The organism is Shewanella gelidii (assembly GCF_014647855.1).
GTDB lineage: Bacteria > Pseudomonadota > Gammaproteobacteria > Enterobacterales > Shewanellaceae > Shewanella > Shewanella gelidii.
Window position 1 is genome coordinate 543,785 of record NZ_BMPZ01000001.1, and the last position, 21,226, is coordinate 565,010.

20 protein-coding genes and 1 tRNA gene are annotated in these 21,226 nt (G+C 43.7%); 13 read left to right on the top strand and 8 right to left on the bottom strand.

Translation table 11 applies throughout. The features are described from left to right. Positions 1-99 precede the first annotated feature (99 nt). The 3 genes from IEY18_RS02415 to IEY18_RS02425 are packed head-to-tail and all read right to left on the bottom strand — an operon-like array spanning position 100 to position 4,015. Positions 100-1,149, bottom strand: coding sequence for a 3-oxoacyl-ACP synthase III family protein (locus IEY18_RS02415; RefSeq protein ID WP_188917429.1), 1,050 nt, complete (start codon positions 1,147-1,149; stop codon positions 100-102). Beyond that, on the bottom strand, positions 1,140-1,856 hold the full coding sequence (locus tag IEY18_RS02420) for a hypothetical protein (RefSeq protein WP_188917431.1): 717 nt from the start codon (positions 1,854-1,856) through the stop codon (positions 1,140-1,142). The genes IEY18_RS02415 and IEY18_RS02420 overlap by 10 nt, the downstream gene beginning before the upstream one ends. Further along, a complete protein-coding gene (locus tag IEY18_RS02425) occupies positions 1,853-4,015 on the bottom strand; it encodes an efflux RND transporter permease subunit (protein ID WP_188917433.1) in 2,163 nt (720 codons plus the stop codon). The genes IEY18_RS02420 and IEY18_RS02425 overlap by 4 nt, the downstream gene beginning before the upstream one ends. A gap of 189 nt (positions 4,016-4,204) precedes the next feature. Here IEY18_RS02425 and IEY18_RS02430 point away from each other — a divergent pair. The 4 genes from IEY18_RS02430 to IEY18_RS02445 all read left to right on the top strand — a co-directional run bounded on the left by IEY18_RS02430 (position 4,205) and on the right by IEY18_RS02445 (position 6,759). Then, positions 4,205-4,280, top strand: a tRNA-Phe gene (locus IEY18_RS02430). Positions 4,281-4,642: 362 nt separating this feature from the next. After that, positions 4,643-5,185, top strand: coding sequence for an RNA polymerase sigma factor (locus tag IEY18_RS02435; RefSeq protein WP_188917435.1), 543 nt, complete (start codon positions 4,643-4,645; stop codon positions 5,183-5,185). Then, positions 5,182-5,739 carry a hypothetical protein gene (locus IEY18_RS02440; protein ID WP_188917437.1) on the top strand — a complete coding sequence of 186 codons (558 nt, stop codon included), beginning with the start codon at positions 5,182-5,184 and terminating at the stop codon, positions 5,737-5,739. Before IEY18_RS02435 ends, IEY18_RS02440 begins: the two co-directional genes overlap by 4 nt. Before the next feature lie 27 nt (positions 5,740-5,766). Further along, positions 5,767-6,759: a DUF4097 family beta strand repeat-containing protein gene (locus IEY18_RS02445; RefSeq protein WP_188917439.1), complete on the top strand. Its 993-nt coding sequence runs from the start codon at positions 5,767-5,769 to the stop codon at positions 6,757-6,759. 40 nt (positions 6,760-6,799) lie between these two features. Here IEY18_RS02445 and rsuA read toward each other — a convergent pair whose 3' ends face one another. Further along, entirely contained in the window at positions 6,800-7,492 is a 693-nt protein-coding gene (gene rsuA, locus IEY18_RS02450; protein WP_188917441.1) for a 16S rRNA pseudouridine(516) synthase RsuA, read from the bottom strand. Between the two features lie 131 nt (positions 7,493-7,623). Between rsuA and IEY18_RS02455 the strand changes: the two genes are divergently transcribed. From IEY18_RS02455 to IEY18_RS02485, 7 genes are all read left to right on the top strand, one after another. After that, positions 7,624-8,169, top strand: coding sequence for a sugar O-acetyltransferase (locus IEY18_RS02455; RefSeq protein WP_188917443.1), 546 nt, complete (start codon positions 7,624-7,626; stop codon positions 8,167-8,169). 404 nt (positions 8,170-8,573) lie between these two features. After that, the gene (locus tag IEY18_RS02460) at positions 8,574-10,664 is read left to right on the top strand and encodes a M13 family metallopeptidase (protein WP_188917445.1); all 2,091 of its coding nucleotides are present in this window, start codon (positions 8,574-8,576) and stop codon (positions 10,662-10,664) included. Between the two features lie 225 nt (positions 10,665-10,889). Further along, positions 10,890-12,554 carry a DUF3943 domain-containing protein gene (locus tag IEY18_RS02465; protein ID WP_188917447.1) on the top strand — a complete coding sequence of 555 codons (1,665 nt, stop codon included), beginning with the start codon at positions 10,890-10,892 and terminating at the stop codon, positions 12,552-12,554. A 146-nt stretch (positions 12,555-12,700) separates the two neighbouring features. Further along, entirely contained in the window at positions 12,701-13,123 is a 423-nt protein-coding gene (locus IEY18_RS02470) for a CBS domain-containing protein (protein ID WP_188917889.1), read from the top strand. Between the two features lie 293 nt (positions 13,124-13,416). Then, on the top strand, positions 13,417-14,070 hold the full coding sequence (gene nfsB, locus IEY18_RS02475; RefSeq protein ID WP_188917449.1) for an oxygen-insensitive NAD(P)H nitroreductase: 654 nt from the start codon (positions 13,417-13,419) through the stop codon (positions 14,068-14,070). Between the two features lie 128 nt (positions 14,071-14,198). Beyond that, positions 14,199-14,837, top strand: coding sequence for a DNA-J related domain-containing protein (locus IEY18_RS02480; protein WP_188917451.1), 639 nt, complete (start codon positions 14,199-14,201; stop codon positions 14,835-14,837). A gap of 138 nt (positions 14,838-14,975) precedes the next feature. Next, complete coding sequence (locus IEY18_RS02485; protein WP_229779697.1) at positions 14,976-15,635, top strand: thiol:disulfide interchange protein DsbA/DsbL; 660 nt, start codon at positions 14,976-14,978, stop codon at positions 15,633-15,635. 109 nt (positions 15,636-15,744) lie between these two features. Here IEY18_RS02485 and IEY18_RS02490 read toward each other — a convergent pair whose 3' ends face one another. The 3 genes from IEY18_RS02490 to hemG form a co-directional block, all read right to left on the bottom strand. Further along, complete coding sequence (locus tag IEY18_RS02490; RefSeq protein WP_188917453.1) at positions 15,745-16,863, bottom strand: glycosyltransferase; 1,119 nt, start codon at positions 16,861-16,863, stop codon at positions 15,745-15,747. Positions 16,864-16,969: 106 nt separating this feature from the next. Beyond that, the gene (locus IEY18_RS02495) at positions 16,970-17,488 is read right to left on the bottom strand and encodes a cytochrome b/b6 domain-containing protein (protein ID WP_188917455.1); all 519 of its coding nucleotides are present in this window, start codon (positions 17,486-17,488) and stop codon (positions 16,970-16,972) included. A gap of 14 nt (positions 17,489-17,502) precedes the next feature. Beyond that, on the bottom strand, positions 17,503-18,030 hold the full coding sequence (gene hemG / locus IEY18_RS02500; protein WP_188917457.1) for a menaquinone-dependent protoporphyrinogen IX dehydrogenase: 528 nt from the start codon (positions 18,028-18,030) through the stop codon (positions 17,503-17,505). A 373-nt stretch (positions 18,031-18,403) separates the two neighbouring features. Between hemG and IEY18_RS02505 the strand changes: the two genes are divergently transcribed. Together IEY18_RS02505 and IEY18_RS02510 are read left to right on the top strand one after the other, a co-directional pair. Beyond that, positions 18,404-19,573, top strand: coding sequence for an MFS transporter (locus IEY18_RS02505; RefSeq protein WP_188917459.1), 1,170 nt, complete (start codon positions 18,404-18,406; stop codon positions 19,571-19,573). An 89-nt stretch (positions 19,574-19,662) separates the two neighbouring features. Further along, positions 19,663-20,508 carry a TIGR03899 family protein gene (locus tag IEY18_RS02510; protein ID WP_188917461.1) on the top strand — a complete coding sequence of 282 codons (846 nt, stop codon included), beginning with the start codon at positions 19,663-19,665 and terminating at the stop codon, positions 20,506-20,508. Positions 20,509-20,566: 58 nt separating this feature from the next. On the opposite strand, the gene cysC is transcribed toward IEY18_RS02510, so the two are convergent. Next, on the bottom strand, positions 20,567-21,223 hold the full coding sequence (gene cysC, locus IEY18_RS02515; RefSeq protein WP_188917463.1) for an adenylyl-sulfate kinase: 657 nt from the start codon (positions 21,221-21,223) through the stop codon (positions 20,567-20,569). Positions 21,224-21,226: the final 3 nt, after the last annotated feature.

Consider the following 21,226-nt stretch of genomic DNA (forward strand, 5'->3'; position numbering starts at 1 on the left):
ATCACGTATCACACCATGAACCCATAAAGAGCGGGCAAAGGTATTCACTTTTGCCCGCTTTTTATGGGTTGAATATCCGACTTAGCGAGGTTTCAAAATCTAATGTGTATAAACAAAGCCACCGTATAAATACTTGGTCGCTTCAGCACCGAGTACCAGCACTTTATCTCCTTCAGCTAATGGGTAAGATGCTAACATCTGCGAAAAACTAACCCAGATCGCTGCCGAGCCAAGATTCCCCATATTTTTTGCATGATTGATAATTCGATTTGGCTCAATATCAAGAGCATCGGCCAGCAACTTATCGATATGGCCATTGGCTTGATGGGGTAAAATGTACTTGAAATCATCGAGATGATAACCACGCTCAAGCACCGCTTTTAGCCCAAGTTCAAACAGTTGGCTGCCTTGAGCTCGCACGGCTTCGGTATCATGACTAAAGCGCGCCATATTTCCGAAACCAATATTGTGTGAGCCACCATCGAGATAAAACCCCGGCTGCTTTCCTTGACCAACTTGCCCCAAGTAAATATCACTTAACCGCTGACGCCCACCATTTGCCGGTGCCAAAACGACTGCGGCAGCACCATCCCCCATTTGCATCAAATTCACAAGCTGCTCTGAGTTCAAAAACTCTTTGCTCATTTCACAATAGACAGATCCGGTTTCTATCCCCGTAATCGCAAGGTAATCACTGCCTGCCGCCGCAAACGCTGACGCCACTTGCAGCCCATTCGCAAAACCAGTACAAGCTTGGCGAAGCTCCAAATAGGGGCCTGCAAAGTTCAGCTTATCAGCAAGCCAAGCAGCATTTGGGGGGACTTGAGTATGAGGCGTACATGTATGACTGATTAAATAGTCGAGTTGAGCGGCTTCTAAGTTGGCTCCTTGAAGCGCTTTGCGCAAGACCTGAGCCCCTAAATCAATAGCCGTCGGAGAGGGCTGACTGCGAGATTTTGATAAATCACGCACCCAATGCCGCTGTTGAATCCCCATTTTATGCGCAATTATTTTTGCTTTTCGAGCATGGAAAAAACCACATTGGGTTTGCAGCATATGATACAAACTTTCATTGCTAATAGACTCATTGGGTAACAAGTAACTATGTGATAAAAGTGATAAATCCTGCGGTGCAAATTTTACTGCCATTTTGCCTCCAAACGCTGAAAAACAAGATTAAGATCAATCCCAAGCTGAGTAAAAGTTTGTTCAAATTCGCTCAATAATCTAAAGAGTGCGGCGAGAATCAATTGTTGCTCTGCAACAAAATCCTGCTTAGTCGCACCAAGAAGAAATGCGTGTTGTCGGCTGACATAGACATGTTTTGCTTCATCTTTTTTAATCAAGCCACATAAACGAGCAAAGGGATGGTGAGCGCCTAAATAGCAATGCTCTACAGCTTGCATTAATTGCGTCACACAAGCATCAAGAGTAGAAATTCGCACAAAATGCTGGCTTAAATTATCTGCTCGCGCCAAGCTGGTATAAAAGCGTTTGGCTTTTCGTTGTGCCTGCCGTTGTAATGGCTGTTTGGGTAACTGATTTAACACATGCTGAAGCGCCAGATCATGGTAATACTCATCCAACTCGACCTCTTGCAAAGCTTTCATACTATGTTGGCATTGATGCGCCAGCCGAGCCACTTCTTGGCTGAATACCAATTGCGCTGATTGCTCGCCACATAAAAGTAAGGGAATTAGTACCGACAAGGAGTTTTGCTCAGCCGAACTATACATTTGAAGGTCAACCCCTTCGGTTTCCATCCAGTCAAGAATTCTTAAGTTGTTCTTTCGCGGTGCCAGCGCCGATCTCGCTGCTGGGGCAGGAAAACACCTCGTGTTTACATGTGCGTTCACGACTCTCTCCCCATATATCGTCTCATCAAACTTGTAAGTACATACACATCAAACCACCATGCTAGGACTAACGTCATACATGACAGTAAACTCAAATCAAAAATTGGCTTAAACTCTGATACAAAGCCAACGGCTAGCCCCACGACCAAAGTCATAGAGGTAAACGTTAATGCCGGAAGACTTGGAAAAGATAACGGCTGTTGAAGTGAGTCGGGAGATGTAGGTTTAGCGTTAAGAGTAATATGCAATGTATCATCTACAATAATACCGATAATCATTCCCATCACGACCGCGCTACCTAAACTGATGTCACGACCAAGCCAGTACCAAATCCCAAACACCCATAGTAGCGGTAGTGCATTCGCGAGCAGTGCTAAACCAGTCGACTTCCAGCACCGGGTCACCCATAACACAAACAATAAAGACAGTAGCAAAGTTAATCCAAATGAAGCCAACATGCTTTGACTATTCTCGATACTTAAATGCGCGAATAACATTTGATAGCCAAGCGCCTGACTCACTTTCAGCTCAGACGAGTCCACATTATTCTTTAACCACTCCTGGATCTGAGCTTCAAACGAAAGTAATTCTGATGCATCCATCGGAAGTAAAAACACACTGACAACACTGGCACTTGCACTGTGGTTCACTTCAGTGGCTAATCCAAGCGCTGGAACCGAGTACTCACGAAACAGCCGCCTAAATTGGCTGGCACTCGCACCGGACGTTTTGAGCCAATCAGGCAAACTATCCACTCGAATCACTTGAGGTTGTTGCAGCAAATAGCGGCGAAACTTGTTGGCAAATTTAATGTATTGAGAACGGGTCACGCCCATTGCTTTTTGAGTATCCAGTTCAAACATCACTTGATTGACACCAAAGAAGCCATCATTAAGCGCGGCCTTAGAGCGGCTGAAGCTACTATTTTCTGGAAAATACCCAAACGGGTCGTCGTTGACTGATAACTGACTCAAGCTCATGGCACTGAGCAGGGTTAAGCCAGCCATCAAAGCAAAAACGTAACGATTCAGTCGCCCACCATTTAAATTGGCCAATACGGGAAATAACCCTTGCCAACGGACTTTTTGCACTCTTTGAAAGGACGCAATAACCAGTAACAGGCTGAAATTGAGCACAAAATTAACAACAACCGCAAACGCTATCATCAAGCCAAACCCCTGAATGGGGGGGGACGGACTGAACATCAAACATGAAAAGCCCAGTGCTGTCGTCATCGTGCCACCCAGCAGTGGCATTATGTTCTCCTCAACACTCTTCTTCATTGCGGCATGAAATGAAAACAATTGCTGATTAAAACGCGCCCATGAAAAATAAAGGTGCACTGCGTAGGCAATTGACAAGCTGCCAATAATCATGGGGACTGCCGCACTTATTGCAGCCAATTTCAATTCAAAAATCACCGCAAATGCAATTGTCAGCAGTAACGTCAAACTTGAGTTCACTACGATTCCAACTAACCACGCACGGTGACGCACTGTGGCAACAAGCATCATTCCCAACACAAAGGCTAATCCGGGTAAAAACCAGCGTAAGTCATGCTTTAATACTTCCGCATATTGTTGATTCAACGCATGGCTTCCAGAATAAAAAACTTCCAGCGTGGATGACTGCTTTTTCCAAGCGCTAATTACAGCATCAATATCTTCCATATGACGCTGCACTAGCTGACTGTTGCTCCCCTGCAGTGATTCCAGCGTCATCGTTAGCTTTAACAATACTTTTTGTTCATCCTCACTAATGAGCAAAGATTCTCGAGGATGCTTTTTATAAGTAAGTACTGCGGCTTGACTATCTTTAAGATCCTGTATTGAAACGATCGATTCAACAAAAGGCAATTGCTGCAATTGCTGTGAAATTTCGGTGAGCCGTGCTTGCAAAGGTGCTTGCCGCCAAGAACGAGATTCTTGTAATACGATAATCAGCTGACTGGTTTGATAGTCAGACTCAAAAGACAAGTTTTGCTGAAATCTTGGGTCAGCCTTAGAAAAATAACTTTTAAAACTTGCATCAAATTGTAATTGGCTTGCGATCATAAAAGCAGCGGCAAATACCACCGCCCATAACAGCAGTACCCAAACTCTCAAAGAGATCAGTTTTTCGACTATCACGATGGCATATCGGGGGATCTCGACGCGCATTTAAAACCCATTCTATAAGCATTGCTAACAAATAGACCTGAACAGATGGCGTTGTCGTTCAAACAAATTGCCAATTTGTTGCAAAAACCATCTCCGGCGTTTAAAAGATACTCAAACACGTGAAAGTTACGCTTTTTCAGTAGAAAAATGTTGACTCAGAACGTCAAACCCTATTTAATTGCCCCCGTCGCCCGAATAGCTCAGTTGGTAGAGCAGAGGATTGAAAATCCTCGTGTCCCTGGTTCGATTCCGGGTTCGGGCACCACTTTTTACTTGGCTTTATTGAGAGTCAATAAAAATGGACGACAAATCGGATTCAGATGCATCGCTCTACTGAGCAAGAAGTTCAACTCTTTCATCTGCATTCACTGAAGGCCTCGCTAAGCGAGGTTTTTTTGTGTCTGAATTTCGATAAATCAACATCCTTCCATCAAACACCAGTTCTTTGACCAAGCAACAACGGGGAAGACAAGTCAATCAAAGCACACGCTGCCAACTCAAATCTAACCCTCCCATTAGCAAGTATATTTTTTATCTTCGTATTTAAACCTTTTCTACCCTTGCATCTGTCTAATGTTTTAACCTAAGCACAAATAACCACGGACATGAAATGAGGAAGCACCTGAGGTGACGACTAAACTCTCAAAGGACTGTGAATCAAAAGTTGACGAGCAATTACTTGTGGCGCAAGCGCAACAGGGAGACAAGGCAGCTTTTCAACAGCTTTATCTTCGTCATCAAGGACGAGTTTACGCTTTGTGCTATCGACTAAGTGGTCAAAGCCAGCTCGCTGAAGAGATCGCACAGGATTGCTTTGTTCGCCTATGGCAAAAATTGCCTTTATTTCGTGGTGACAGCCAATTTACAACATGGATGCATGCATTAGTGGTTCGGCAGGCACTCAATAGCGTGAAACAACATAAAAGTTTTTGGGCACGATTCTTACCAATTGAAGCCTCGCAGGCACAAAGTTCAGGCAAGGAACATAATTACGATGGCCTAGACAAGCTCATCGTACGTTTACCCGAAAGAGCCAGAATAATTTTTGTCCTACATGCTATTGAAGGGTATCAACATAATGAGATTGCAAAACTGCTAAACCTCGCACCAGGGACCAGCAAAGCGCAATACCACAGGGCAAGAAACCTATTAAAGGAGATGCTGTCATGAGCGAAGACAAATTAAATGACTTGATAGCTCAAACCCCAAAGACCCTCACACCAGCCAAAGATCTATGGCCAAATATTGAGGCACGACTTGATGTTGTCGATAACGCTCCCCAGCAAGGTTCTTGGCCAAAGCTGATGATTGCTTGTTCAATGACCCTCTTAGCGGTCATTGGCTTGTTGAATTGGCAAGGCCTGAACATCAACAACAACCAAGACAGCACCTTAATAATGTTGGCTCAAATTCATGCGCAGCATTTGCAACAAATCGAGCAACTACAACAAGCGACAGCAACACAGACGGTTGCCCTGCGCGCTGGGGACCAGCAATTGAAAAGTGCACTCGACCCTCACAGCCCGTGGTTTGGTGCGATTGAAGAGTTACGGCAAGCAGCACAGCTTTTATATCAAGCATTAAAAAACGACCCGCACGACAAACAGTTATTGCAACTCTGGCTATGGACCCATTCTCGAGAAATCGAATTGCTCCAGCAATCACAAGAACAGTATCTCAATGGCAAAATTGATTTGACGCCAAAGCCAACGAATCATATTTAAAATGAAATGACTAAGGAATGACCCACCATGATGACAAGTTTAAAAAGTAACATCGTATCGCAGGCAAAGGCGATGCATCCGATACGATCGCTTCGCGCCTTCAGCCTGCTCGTTGCGATCAGCTGTTGCGGACCACTCATGGCACAAGAAAGCATTGATGAGTCAATCAGTGTCTCAGAATCCCCCAAAGTGAAACTTAAAGTTGAACGAGGCCAGGTCACCATTAAAAGCTGGGACAAACTAGAGATCCAAGTCAAAGGTGAGCTAGATGAACTCAGCGAAGGCTTTATCTTGGTTCAACAAGGCAATCAAGTCATGATTGAAGATCAGTTACCTCGTAAATATAACGGTAGTAACAGTGATGGCTCGGATCTAACCATCTTTCTGCCTCGCCAGCTCAAGCTCAGTGCAGAGGGCGTATCGACCGACTTTGAAGTAGAGTCTCTCGAAGGAAAAATTAGCATTGATACAGTCAGCGGCCAATTAGACGCAAAAGAGCTCTCAGGCAAGACCCAGCTTGCAACGGTTTCAGGGGATATCCGCAGTTATCAACTCAACGGGAAAGTTCGCCTTGAGAGTGTGTCAGGAAGTATTCACGATAGAGAAAGCACTGGCGAGGTTCATTACCGACTTGTGAGCGGTGACTTAAAGGCTCAATCAGCCGCGAAACGAATCGAAGCCGAATTAGTCTCCGGTGAACTCGAGCTGGTATTAGATAAGGTCAAGGATCTCGATGCTAAATCAGTCAGTGGGGATATGGAGATATCTCTCAATCAACTTGAATCAAGCTTACGCTTAAATACGGTCAGTGGAGATATGGACGTGACGTTTGCGACTCTGCCAGATGCACAAATTGACTTTGATGGGGGTCCGAGCGGCAGAATTCGCAATCAACTCACCGAAGACAAACCTAAAAAATCTAAATATACGTCAAGCCAAAGCTTACGGTTTGCCGTAGGCTCGGGAGAGGCAGATATTCGCATCAACACGATTAGCGGCACCGTCAAATTGCAAAAATAAGACACGTTCAATGCGAACCCTACCCATGGACGTGAAGTCACTATTTGATTGAGGCGATCTCGGCCTCAGTCAAATACCGCCACTCACCAAGCTCAAGTTCGTCATCGAGCTCAATTTCCCCAACACTTTGCCGGTGCAATTCCATCACTTTGTTACCAACAGCCGCAAACATGCGTTTCACTTGGTGATATTTGCCTTCGCTAATCGTTAACCACACATTATGGCTATCAATCAATTCAAGTTTGGCAGGTTTCGTCAATCCCTCTTCTGAACGTAGCTGGATCCCAGCTTTAAAGTCTTCGACTAACGATACATCGACGCCATCAGCCAGGGTTACACGATAACGCTTTTGGCACTCTTTTCGAGGTGAGGTTACATTGTGCGACCATTGGCCGTCAGATGTAATGAGCACTAACCCTGTCGTATCCGCATCAAGTCGCCCAGCAATATGCAAGGTTTCCGGCTTCTCTATATCTAGAAAATTGATCACCGAGGGATAAACCTCATCCACGGTTGAACAAATTGTATCCTTAGGTTTATGGAGCATAATATATCGCTCACCTAATGGTGGTATTGCAACACCATCTATACAAACCTCCATATCTGCAGAAACCTTAAAGCTCGCACTTTTGACCATTTCACCATCACAAGTGATCTCGCCTTGGCGCAATAATTTTTTGGCAATAGAACGAGTAAGAGATGTATTTTCACACAAATATTTATCAATACGCATCGGCTAGTTTCAGGCTCGCAAATATTAAAGTGGCGCCATTATAAGACATGACCAAAAAAGACCAACAATTGCTTGCTATCTTTTCCCTGCTGGGATTAACCTGATGACGATTTTACTAGATGGATTTGACTATGAATGCTCTCGATCACTATCAAAAAATGCTGGCTAGTCTTGAATACAACTGCCTCGACCCACAAATCCAAACCATATGGCGAAAACAGCAGCAATTGAATCGCCTAGCAAACCAATCTGCCGATGATGACGTTGACCCAGAACTTTTGCCTCATAAGTCAGCATCTGCGCTGATAATGAAACCCTTTACGATAAGCTATGGGCTGCACGTTTATATTGGTGAAAGGGCATTTATCAATACCAACTCAACCTTACAAGACAACGCTCCTATCCATATCGGTGAAGAAACCATGATTGGACCCAATGTACAGATGTACACCGCAAATCATTCCCTCATTCCTTCAGAGCGAGTGGCTGGTATTGAAATCGCGAAACCTATTACTATCGGCAAACGAGTATGGATTGGCGGTGGTGCAATCATCCTCCCTGGTGTTTCGATTGGCGATGAAGCGGTCATCGGTGCAGGCGCAGTCGTCACTAAAAATGTTAGCTCTAAAACCGTTGTCGGTGGCAACCCGGCAAAAGTCATTAAACACTTGGATTGACACTATGGCCACCTAACTAGAGCAACTCAATTGGGCATTCACTTCTCACTTTGAGCGACCAAGAAAAGAGCGCTGCTTATAGCCAACGCATAACAATCCCCACAAAACAACTTTACTTACAGTTGTTAATCACGCACCTCCTTCGCAAAGCTTGTGTAAATAACACCTTCCACATACCATAGGCTGTCAAAATTGCGGTTACGCAATTTTGAGCATGGGCCGAGCCCTCCAAAGTATGATTCTGTGTAACATCGTGTCGACCATTGAAGTGAGAGATATCGAAAAAGGCAACAATTCGGTTATTGCCGTTTTCAATATTGATATCAATGTCAGCAAAATAATAACAATACACAGTACCTAAATATGCGAGTCCAATTTGGACCTATACATCACAAGGAATCAAGATGAGAAAACTAGTTATTGGTGGTATTTGTGCCTCCATGATTGCAGGCCTTAGTGCTTGTAATGATGATAAACCTGCGACTCAAACCGCAGCACCTAAAGCAGAAAAAACAGCAACTGCAGCTGCGGTGACACAGGCGCTAACTTCTGGGATCGACTTTGCTAATTTTGACAAATCCGTTCGCCCTCAAGATGACTTTTACCTTTATGTCAACGGTGGCTGGATCAAAAACACTGAAATTCCAAGCGACAGAACCAGTGCTGGTGCATTTTATGATTTACGTGAAAAATCAAAAGATGACGTCAAAGCAATTATTGAAGAAGTTGCAGCAAGCAAAGACCTCACCGAAGGCAGTGATGAACAAAAGGTTGCTGATCTATATCGCTCGTTTATGGATACAGAAACCTTAGATAAATTAGGCATTCAGCCAATCCAAGCTGAATTAGACAAAATCGCCAAGCTTGACTCAAAAGCAGCCTTGGTTGCTTACTTTGGAGAAAGCCAAGTGCTTGGCGGCGGCACTCCAATGGCATTTTACATTGGTGTAGATGCAAAAGAATCCAGCCGCTATGCCACCCATATTTGGCAATACGGTTTGAGCCTGCCTGACAAAGACTACTACTTTAACGATGCAGAGCGCTTCGTTAATATCCGCCAAGCATTTGTTGCCCATATTGCCAAGATGTATCAGCTCGCAGGTTTCGCAAACCCAGAGGCCAGTGCAGAGCAGGTTCTTGCGCTTGAAACTGAAATCGCCAAAAATCATTGGGATAAAGTTGAAACCCGCAACAGCACTAAGCGTTACAACAAGCTAACACTCGCTGAGCTTGCCGAGCTCTCACCAAACATGAATTGGGATGGCTACTTTACGGCTCTAGGTGTTGCAGATCAGTCTGACATCATTATTAACCAGCCAAGTTATATTCAAGGGCTCGATAAGGTTGTTGCTGAGACTAAGCTCGACGTGTGGAAAAACTACATGCAGTGGCAATTGCTAACCCACTTTGCCGGACAGCTCTCTCAGCCACTGGATAAAGAAAACTTTGAGTTTTTCTCTAAAACCTTAAACGGCCAGGCTGAGCAACAGCCACGCTGGAAACGCGGTGTTGCCACCGTCAACGGGCTTCTCGGTGAAGTGGTGGGTAAGGTCTATGTTAAGCGTCACTTTACCCCAGAAGCCAAAACCCGCATGCAAACTTTGGTTGAAAATCTGCGCGGCGCCTATGGCGACAGCATAGATAACCTTGACTGGATGAGCGACAACACCAAGGTTGCCGCAAAAGAAAAATTGGCTAAATTTGATCCCAAAATTGGCTATCCTGAACGCTGGGAAGACTACAGCAAACTAACCATCACTGCTGACGATTTAATCGGCAATGGAATTCGCGCGAGTCAATTGCAACATGAAAAATCGCTGGAGAAGCTAAGCGGGCCAATCCGTAAGTGGGAATGGCATATGACGCCACAAACCGTCAATGCTTATTACAACGCAACCATGAATGAAATTGTATTCCCTGCAGCAATTTTGCAACCACCGTTTTTCAATATGCAAGCGGACGATGCAGTGAACTATGGTGGTATTGGTGCCGTAATCGGCCATGAAATGGGCCATGGTTTTGATGACCAAGGTGCAAAATATGATGGCGAAGGTAATCTGCGTGATTGGTGGACAGAGCAAGATCTAAAAGAGTTTGCCGCCCGCGGTAAAGCCTTGGTGAGCCAGTACAACGATTATGCGGTATTTGATGATCTGCACGTCAATGGCGAGCTAACACTGGGCGAAAACATTGGTGATTTATCCGGTGTAACGATTGCCTATAAAGCTTACAAAAAATCGTTAAACGGCAAAGAAGCACCCGTGATCGATGGCCTAAGTGGTGACGAGCGCTTCTTTATTGGCTTCTCGCAAATTTGGCGCGCCAAAATAAAAGAAGAAGCAATGCGTAACCGCGTGGCAACAGATCCCCATTCGCCAGCACATTTCCGCGCTGTCGGCGCTTTGTCGAATATGCCTGAGTTTTACAATACGTTTGAGCTAAAGCCCACGGATAAAATGTACATTGCCCCCGAAAAACGCGTCAAAATCTGGTAACTTTCCAGCGTAATTTTTATTCGTATACAAGGCCCAGCAGATGCTGGGCTTTTTTATTGCAAAATATCTAACATTAACATTTCGCTAACAGCCAGCTATGATATAGACACAAGCATATTGGTCGTATAGTTCAAACACGCCCTACCTTTGGAACAAAGGCTTTAATTGCTACCTGAATGTATCGCTTGTATTCGCAACCCAATTACCATTGCTTAAGGATTTGCTTTGAACAAAATTGCGCAGCACTTCATTTATTCTACTTTTATCTTTAGCCCGAGTTTGCACGCGGCAACGACCGAACAAGAGCCATCTCAGCAACATTTGTTCTCCAACTTAGGTTCGCAAGAACAGGCTAGCTTTATATACCCTAACGAGCACCAAACGCTATTCATCGGCAATACGTCAACATTTGGTTTAGGCGCAGTCAACTCACCCCAAGTAGAGCAACAATTACAAGAAGCTAACGAAGCAGATGTGAACAGCTTGATAGAAAAAGATTGGTGGGGAGCCTTGGCTGAAATAGGGACAATCTTATTGCTCGGCGAAGTACTTTACCAAGTTGGCGAAAGCACGATGGAAAAAGATTTTGATTATGATGTCGAAGGCGGTGCACTCGAATATTTCCATGACAGGTTATTTACTAAAAAGTATTGGAAACTCGATGACAATGCAATGAGTATGAACTGGGGGCATGCGTTTGCTGGTGCGCTCTATTACCAAGCATTTCGAAACTATAACTTTAATTACTATGAATCGACACTTGCGGCATTTTTAACCTCAACCACTTGGGAAGTTTTTGTTGAATATCAAGAAGCCGTCAGTATCAACGACCAAATAGTGACAACTTGGGGCGGTTCAGTCCTAGGCGAAAGCTATTTCCAAATGGCAGAAATGCTCGCTCATAAAGAAGGCTGGGTCCCTACGACGTTTGAAATGCTTTTTAATCCCTCTCAAGTCGCTCGAGGTTGGTTCGACGCACAAAGCAAACCAAGATTTAATCGCAGTAAAGTCGTTGATGACCTATCCGTATATACAGGGGCAATGCACTCCAGCAATGATACCCGAGACTTAGACAAGTCCATTCTAACTCTGGGTTTAGATGCCAGTATCAATAGCATGAAAGGTAACTACGATAGTCTGTGGGGCACACCAACATGGGTTGAAGTTTCTATGGAAATGGGGCTCTCTGAAGCAGGCGTTGAAGATTGGCAAATGTCGAACAAACTGCTACTGGGGGGCTACAATAATTGGATCAATCAAGATGACCTCAACCCAGAAGCTTGGCAGCAACACTATTTTATTGGCCCAGCAACTGGTGTCGAGTACGCTAGCTTTGGCGAAGAGGATGACGAAGATTTTTACGCAGTAGTTAACTTATTGGGGGTTACCATGGGTGGCGAGTGGCAACAAAACCAACTCTCACTCTCAATTCGGGGCGATATATATGGTGATTTTGCAATGGTGAAGCCGTTTGCAACACAAGGTTTAGAGAATTATCGCGCAACCTTTTGGAACTCAAAATCAGCACTCTGGGAAAACGGCTACGCTTACGCATTAGGACATACGCTCAACCTTGAATTTGAAGCTAAATATCGGGATATTGCATTTGGCCTATTGGCTAAATCTCATCGTTGGGACTCAATAGACAATAAAAAAATTGAGCGATTTACCGATTGGAACCCCAACCGAAAAGACCTGGACTTTAAAGATGAGCGCGATCGCTATCAAGCGTACCTCAAGTATGCAATTTCAAAACAATGGACACTCGGTCTACATTATGAAGAGATCCACCGAAGTGGTGAGTTCTTTGGAATTGATTTTCCTGACTTCTATGCCCAAGCCGATGACGTTGAATCTAGAAGCTGGCTACAGTTAGATTATATTTATTAACTTACGGAGTGGAACGCTCTAAAAAAGTTAGCATAAACAAAGGTTAAATTGATAAAAATCAGCTTTTAATATGCTCATTAATGGGCATAATAACGGCTATACGCAATACGGGTACTGTTAAAGGAAATATAGGAATGAACGCTGAATTGAAAGTCCGCGATATCATGTCAAGCCAAGTGGTATGTCTTAGCGATCAGGCCAGCCTCAAAGATGCACACCTCTTAATGCAAAGTCGCGGTGTCCGACATTTACCCGTCATTTCAGAAGAAGATGGCTCTTTTGTAGGCATTGTCACCCATAAGAAAATGGTTGCTAGCGTCATTTCGTTACTGAACAAATATGGTACCGGTGCGTTAGAAAGAAAGGAGCGCTTTGTTCCCATCAGCGATATCGTTGAAACAGAAATTCAGCAGCTCAATAGTGACCAAGCATTATGTGACGTGGTTGATTTATTTATTGGCAACAAACATGGCTGTTTACCCGTCGTGAATGAAAACAAAAAAGTCGAAGGCATTGTCACCTCATCAGACTTTATTAAGCTTTGTGCGAAGCTATTAAAAGACGCCTAAATCCAGCGTTATGAGTTAAAGTTGAAAATCGTTTCAACACACAATAGCAATAAATCGATGGCGACTGTCTGCAGTGGCCTCGTTTACCGCTTCAAAATTCATTAAGCAAGATTGAATAGCATCACCTTCTCTTGATTCATCCGCAATAACAAACAAAAACATGATGAATGCCTCGTTTATTTTCAAAATAATTTTGAAACTAACTTAGGCATCGTGCTGGTTTTTTAAAATGAAATAAACGTTACACTGGTTTGGTCAACGATTTATTAACCTTAGCACTGCAGGAGTATGCAATGAGCGATGTTAGTTTCTTAGCTAAAAAGCGATACACTACCAAAGTATTCGATGCCAACAAGAAAATTGATGCAGAAAAAATTGCTGAAATTAAAACGCTATTGCAGTTCAGTGCATCCTCGGTGAATTCGCAGCCCTGGCATTTTATCTACACGAGTGGCCAAGAAGGCAAACAAAAGATCGCTCAATCAACGACGAACTATGGATTTAACACCGACAAGATTATGAATGCATCCCATGTATTTGTTCTTTGCACACGAACCACAATCGATAATGAGCACCTACAACATTTACTTGAACAAGAAGAAAAAGATGGTCGTTTCGCAAACGATGAGGCCAAAAGCGCACAACATAAAGGCCGGTCTTTCTTCGTCAATATGCATCGAAATGAGCTCAAAGACGCACAGCATTGGATGGAAAAACAAGTCTACCTTGCCTTAGGCAACTTATTACTCGGGGCAAGCGTTCTTGATATCGATGCGTGTCCAATTGAAGGCTTTGATGCAACAACATTAAATCAAGAGTTAGGACTAAGAGAAAAAGGCTTATGCGCCTCTGTTGTCGTTGCTTTGGGTTATCACGCCGAAGATGATTTCAATGCACAACTACCTAAATCAAGGTTGCCTCAATCAGAAACATTTACCGAAATCTAACCCCATCGCCAATCAGCCGACAGACGCTTGAATACCCGTTTGTCGGCGAATAATCTCCGCAAACAACCTGCAATTTTAACATTTCAATGTATAGTTAAATTTAGATCTTCACAAATGGCCCCAGATGCATGCTACTCAAACCCGAACAACCCGTGATAGAAAACAAGTGTGCTGAAGTCACAAAAGGTGATAACCCGCTGATGTGGCCGCTGCTCAGTGTGCTGCAAGAATCCAACAAGAGCTGGAAAGTGCACCATTTGGCCGCAGAATTGCAAAATAAAGGGCTTATATCCGATTTAGATAGTAATCCAGAAAAGAACTTATTTAAGCGCAACTTTCTATTGATGAACGCACTATATGAGCTACAGGAAGTGTTGCAACCCAAACAATGGCTTCAAGTACGCGCAATGGACATTTTTATTTGCCATGTCACGCCAAGCAATACTGAATTACTGTTAGCGCAAGAAGCATCATTACGCGAATACTATTTGGACTGGAATAACTATGACACTAGCGCTAATGTCGTCCGTGAATTGCTCGATTCGTTTTGGAGCAACTATCAAAGTTACATAGGCGTAAACCCCAAGCTCATGAACAAACAAAAAGCGCTGCGAACATTTGAACTAGAAGAAACAGCAAGCAATCGCGATGTGCGCAGACAGTGGAGAAAACTAGCCTTAAAATGGCATCCTGACCGCCATCAGGGGAACGCAGAAAAATTTAGGGAAATATGTCAGGCTTGGCAAACCCTAAAAGGTGGCTTTTAAATCTCTAAAAATATTTCAAATGTATTTAAGCCGCATTTAAGAATCCCCCTTTAAGATATGCCCTATTCATCAGGTTTTTAACAAAACCTTGTTTATATTCGGCTTTTCAAATTTTTAGTTTGTTTAAAGGAATTCAGCTTGTTTAAGAATATCACCTTAGCATTGGCCATCACATTCGTATCTTTTACTAGCTACGCCGCTAATTTTGTTGAAGGCATGCATTATGTCCAAGTGACAGAAAAGCCCGCGACCAAACAACCGAAACTTACCGAGTTTTTCTCATTTTACTGTCATAACTGCTACAACATGGAAGCTAACTATATTGCTGACATTAAAGCCAATTTGAATAAGAACATTCAATTTGATACCAAGCATGTTGACTATATGAATAGTGAAATTGGCACCGAAGTGATGCGCTCGCTCGCTGTCATCAACCACCTAAAGTTAGGTAGCACGATGAATCAAGCAATGTTCGCAGCGATACAAGGTGAAGGAGCACAGCATGGACATAACCATGGTGCGCCAGGTGATGACCACACGCCAAAGATCAATAATCGAGATGAAATCAAAGCCGTATTTAAAAAATATGGCATTGATACTGAACAGTATGATGCCATCGCGGATAGCCCTGAAACAGATGCAAAACTCGCTTTATGGCGCTCGCAGCAAAGAGAATTTTATATTGATGGCGTACCCAGCTTTGTTATTAACGACAAATACAAAGTAAATATGGATAGCATTCGTACACTTGGGCAACTTATAGATCTAATTAATTTCTTATCACTCAAAACTGGCTAGCAACCTGAACACACATTCACCCTGCTAGCAATTGCGAAGAACCATGACGGCGTCTCCAACTCCACTCATGACTCCAAGCAAATAAAAAAGCGACCTGAAGGTCGCTTTTTTATTGAGTCACCTGCGCCAGTACTGCTTGCCACCTCGCCATCACGCGCTGCCATTCCTGCCGCCATTCTAAGTTCAATTCAAGCGATTCATTAGGCGACTTCGACGTAAAGCCTTTTCGCACGCCAGTTGCACTCTCTTGCAACGACGACAACGGCCTGAGTGCTTGAGACCCGCATATATCTCGCTGCTCAGCGTCGAAATAATTTCGAATAGTTTCAGCAATTCCCACTGCAGTTAACTCATCTATGGGCTCGATGCAGGCATCGGAGAACATTCGTTTTTGATCGATCAAACCATCGACTTGACTACAAAAAACAAGCTTTTTGGCCGCCACTGATTCGATACACGTTAAACCAAAAGGCTCCCAACGGGATGGAATAACCACAGCGTCATAGTTGATTAATAAAGTAGGAATATCCGCTTGGCACCCAATGAACCGAATTTGAGGCAAATTCTTACTCTGCGCACGAAGCTGCTGGTTTAACTCTCCGTCACCCGCAATATCCAGTTCAATGGGCAAATCTTGTAACATTGCCATTGCATCAATAAGCAAATCAAAACCTTTTTGAAAAGCAAAACGGCCATAGGCAAGTAACCGAATCGGTGAGTCTAGATTCGTTCGAGAGCTTGGAACATGCGCAAACGCGGAGACATCTCTGGCTTGCCCTGTCAGGATCAGTTTATCGGCAGACAACAATCGACATTCAAGCATCCAAGAAGCTTGTTCTCGTGAGACAGCCAACACCCGATTTGCGACAAGGTAGCTGCATTTCAACATCATTTTAAATCGCCAAGGCGATCGCACTTGATGTGTCATAAAGCCACGACAATAATGATGCTCTTGTAGAAGTATTGGGGTATGCCAATTGACCAACCTAAGCGCAATCAACCCAATTAACTTTGCCCATGAGCAAGAACTATGAACACAAATCACATCTGCATTAAGCTTCTTAATTCTGGCCGACTTAAAATTGAAAAGTTGAGTGCTGAAGCAAAAACCTGCTAATAGTTGCGAACGCTCAAACTCTGCTAGGGCAACCATAACGCCGCCTAAAGCAACGTCATCGACAAGGTGTAAGACTCGAGGCTTGCTCTGCTTTGGGGTGCAGGATACCAATAGAAACTCCCATCTAATCAAGACTCTTCTATATTAAGAAGCCTTTAAAACAGAAGTAAAGGAATTTAGAAAAACAGATGCAAGCGTATTGCGACGATAGGGAATACTAGTGACGAATAAAATCAGCGACGTGCAAGCAGGCGCAAATAAAATGTAATATTAAAAATCCGATAAACCCTTGTGCAAATGCAACATGGTATCCACGCCACAGCATTGCGTCAGCAGTCCCTTGAGCCAAAAACCAAAAGGTTCCCGTCAGGCCAGTAGCAAAAAGTAGCAGCATGCCTATTCCCTCAAGCACACTATATAAACCTTTGCCGCCCGCAACGGGGATCTTCCCCTTAGCGCAACCAATGATATCTTGCTTTACTTGTGAGAAATCGCCAGCAAGCCAAGTAAAATACTGACGCCATTTACCACGTATACAATTACGAATTAAGAAGGTGGTTGATAAAACTGCGGTCACTAAGCCTAAGTAAACATGGCTTGTATCCCAGATGCTGGCATTGTCGCGTAATGCGCGGCCAATCAATATCCAATTACTAGTGATTATTAAATAACTGGTAAGCAACAACAAAGCTAGATGTTGAAGTTCACTTAATCGATTTAACCACACTCTAACCATAGCTATGGCACGTCCTAATTTGCTTGCTGATGAAAGGCTTCGGCAAGTGCATCAACCTTTTGCCAATCCGTATATTCTACATTGGTATGCAGTTCAGTTGGCCCTTTATTAACCCACATAATGAAACGAATGATATTTCTATCCATCGGTCCATAGCCCTGATAGTTGAGATTACCGCCTAACACCTCAATTTGAGCGGGGCGCCAGGTCGTTTTCTGTAAAAAAGCCTGCATATAAGGGTTGGTTTCAGGGGTGTTTTTTTCAGGCTTTCGTGCCACAAGGCTAACCGCAAAAAAACAATTCGGTTTGGCCTCTAATTGCGCTTGATTTCGACTGATAAACTCATATACCGCTGGGTTGTGCTTCCCATGGCGAATACTGGCACCTATCATCACCTTATCAAAGCCAGCTAAATCGGGGTTGTCTTGAATATTACATAGCGTGACATGTTCACCAAGATCGGAAAGTTTCTGTTTCAAGTACTCACAAATTTTGACGGTTTGCCCGTGTACACTCGAATAGACAATTAGTGCTTTGGTCACTGTTACCCCTAACATATAAAAGTTATAACTCAAATCGGTGACATTATTTAAAAAATTTCACGACTACAATTCTAGGCTATTTGCTGTAAATTTGTCATGTCTTAGATCACGCACTGTCGGCGCTAAAGGTGGCAAATTGTGGATATGGAAACTGCCTCACAAAATCAAAAAAGTTCAGTGGATTAACGACTTTGCTGCCTTTTTTTAAGCTCAATTTAAGATTAACTCAGCCGAGTCAACAACCCAGCAACAATTGCATCAGTCAAAGGTGTGAACTGGAGTTATTCCTGTAAATATTCAACATGATTTTTAACAGAAATTGAGCCCAAACTTCATGTTACTATCATTGTCTGTATTAAATTCGGATCGCCTAATGCAACGCACTCCACAACAACTGCTATTGCTCATGACCGCAGTCATGTCTTTCGTTTTTGCGATTTGGCAAGTCCTCCTCAATAATTTCGTTATCGAGCAAGCACAGTTTACCGGCGCTGAGATTGGTATTTTACAGAGCCTCCGTGAAGTGCCTGGGTTTCTCGCCTTTACCGCCATTTTTGTTTTACTCATTCTCAAAGAGCAAACCTTTGCGTTACTAGCGCTTGCTTTACTTTGTATTGGTATTTCTCTGACCGGACTGTTTCCTTCAGTTCTTGGCTTATATTGCACCACAGTAATGATGTCCATAGGCTTTCATTATTATGAAACCATTAATCAATCTCTCACCCTCCAATGGATTGCAAAAAAACAAACCGCTGCATTTATGGGGCAAGCTTTAGCATGGAAATCTGCCGCCGCACTGAGTGCGTACGCCAGTATATGGATACTCATGACATGGCTCGAATTAGGTTATGTTTGGATGTACGGTCTTGCTGGACTCATGGGGCTAATACTGGTCATAGCAATGAGCCTAGTGTTTCCTCACTACCAAGCCCAAGAAGTACAGCATAAAAAGCTTATTTTTAGGAAACGCTACTGGTTATACTATTTACTAACTTTTTTTTCTGGGGCTCGGCGACAAATCTTTATGGTGTTTGCGGGCTTCATGATGGTTGAAAAATTCGGTTATACCATCACTGAAATTACAGCGTTATTTCTCATCAACTACGTCATCAACCTCCTATTTGCTCCCGCAATAGGCCGACTTATTGGCCGCATAGGCGAGCGACGCACACTCATATTTGAATATATCGGACTTATCTTCATTTTCATCAGTTACGCTTTTGTTGAGCAGGCACAATATGCAGCTTTTCTATATGTACTTGATCACCTATTTTTTGCCTTAGCAATTGCGATAAAAACTTACTTTCAAAAAATAGCGGATCCGAAAGACATCGCTGCGACCATGTCCGTATCTTTTACGATCAATCATATCGCAGCAGTCATCATTCCGGCACTTTTGGGGCTGCTATGGCTGACCTCGCCACAAGCTGTATTCTTAATTGGTGCAGGATTTGCGGTATGTTCACTCACCCTAGCTCGGTGCATCCCTGTTACACCACAACCAGGTCACGAAACTATATTGTTGTACAAGCACAAAGTATAGGATGAAAATGCTTAGCTAAAAGCACTTTTAAAATCCGCAATTTAGGGATAAATTAGCAACACGTGCCGTTGTAAAGTATGGATGAAGTCATGAGCCAAGAAGCAGAGTTCGAAATCTCCGAAACTGAAACCACAAACAGTTCATTGGATGTCTCGGCCCGTAAAAAGGCACTACTTCTTGGACGTCAACTTGGACTAGTGAGTGATGACAACTATAAAGGTGCAAATGCCTCCATCATTGAGCGTACACAGCACCGGCAACAACGCTTACTGAACCAATATCAACTCAACCTTGAAACAGTCTATAAGCTAGCATTGAGCTACACCTCATCAGACGTTACCGGTGTGGACTTAGATCCGGACTGGAGCCACCAGTTTTTTCAAATGGCAGAGCAAATCCATAATCGAAAGATGCAAGATTTATGGGCTAGAATTTTAGCGAGTGAAATTGCGAGCCCCGGTAACTTTAGCCTCCGAAGTCTCGCCTTACTGCAGCAACTCACCCATAGAGAAGCACAAATACTCGAAAAAGCATTAGGCATGTCCGTTCGCGTAAATAAAGAGAATCGGCTCAAATTAATTAGCGGTTATCGGATCTCTGGCGGCCTTGGGCGACTTTTTCGCAAATCCCCTGCTACCAGCCTTGCGTTGTCACAATTCGGCTTGCCCTACTCTAATATCCTGACTTTAGTGGATGCTGGTATCTTACATCGTAGTGAGTTTGAAACTGGCCTGTTAAATCGCAAAGAGCCCATCACATTAACAATGATGGATCAGCAGATCCATTTACGACCTAAAAGCGAACACCTTTTATTTAGTTATTACCGCTTCACCCCAATTGGTGATGAATTGTCACAGTTAATCCAACCTAAATTTGATTTGGAGTATTTACGGAGCTTAAAGGCTCAGTTTTCCCAAGATTTTGTTATTTCTTAACCGTTTCTTGCGGCGTGATACTTTAAACGCCCGCCAAAACGCGGGCAATAGTTAACATTTATATTTGAAAGTCACTGACTCCGTGCACACCAATGGCAGACAAATAGTCGAGCAATGCCTTCACCTGTATGTCCAGATCTCCATTACTGGTGTCGATCGTTAACTCCGCTGATTGAGGCTCCTCATAAGGTGCTGAAATACCCGTAAAATCACGAATCTCTCCTTTGCGGGCTTTTAGGTATAAGCCTTTGGGGTCACGCGCCTCACAAACCTCAATTGGGGTAGACACGTGCACCTCGACAAATTGACCACTAGGGAACTGGCTTCGAATTGCCTCACGCTCTTCCCGTGTTGGCGAAATGAAAGCAGAAAGGACGACAAGGCCTGCATCCACCATGAGTTTGGCAACCTCACCAACGCGACGTAAATTCTCATCGCGGTCTTCCGAACTAAAGCCGAGGTCACGACATAATCCATGTCTTACATTGTCCCCATCAAGTAAATAGGTATGAACCCCGGCATCAAATAGTGCCTTTTCAAGTGCACCAGCAAGCGTCGACTTACCTGAGCCTGACAAACCTGTAAACCAGAGCAGCATAGGCTGTTGATTTTTCATCAACCCTCGATCGGATTGAGTCACATTGTGGCGATGCCAAACAACATCAGAGCTTTTGGAACCTGCAACGGGTTGTTCTAGCTTGGTTTGTGCGTCCATGAG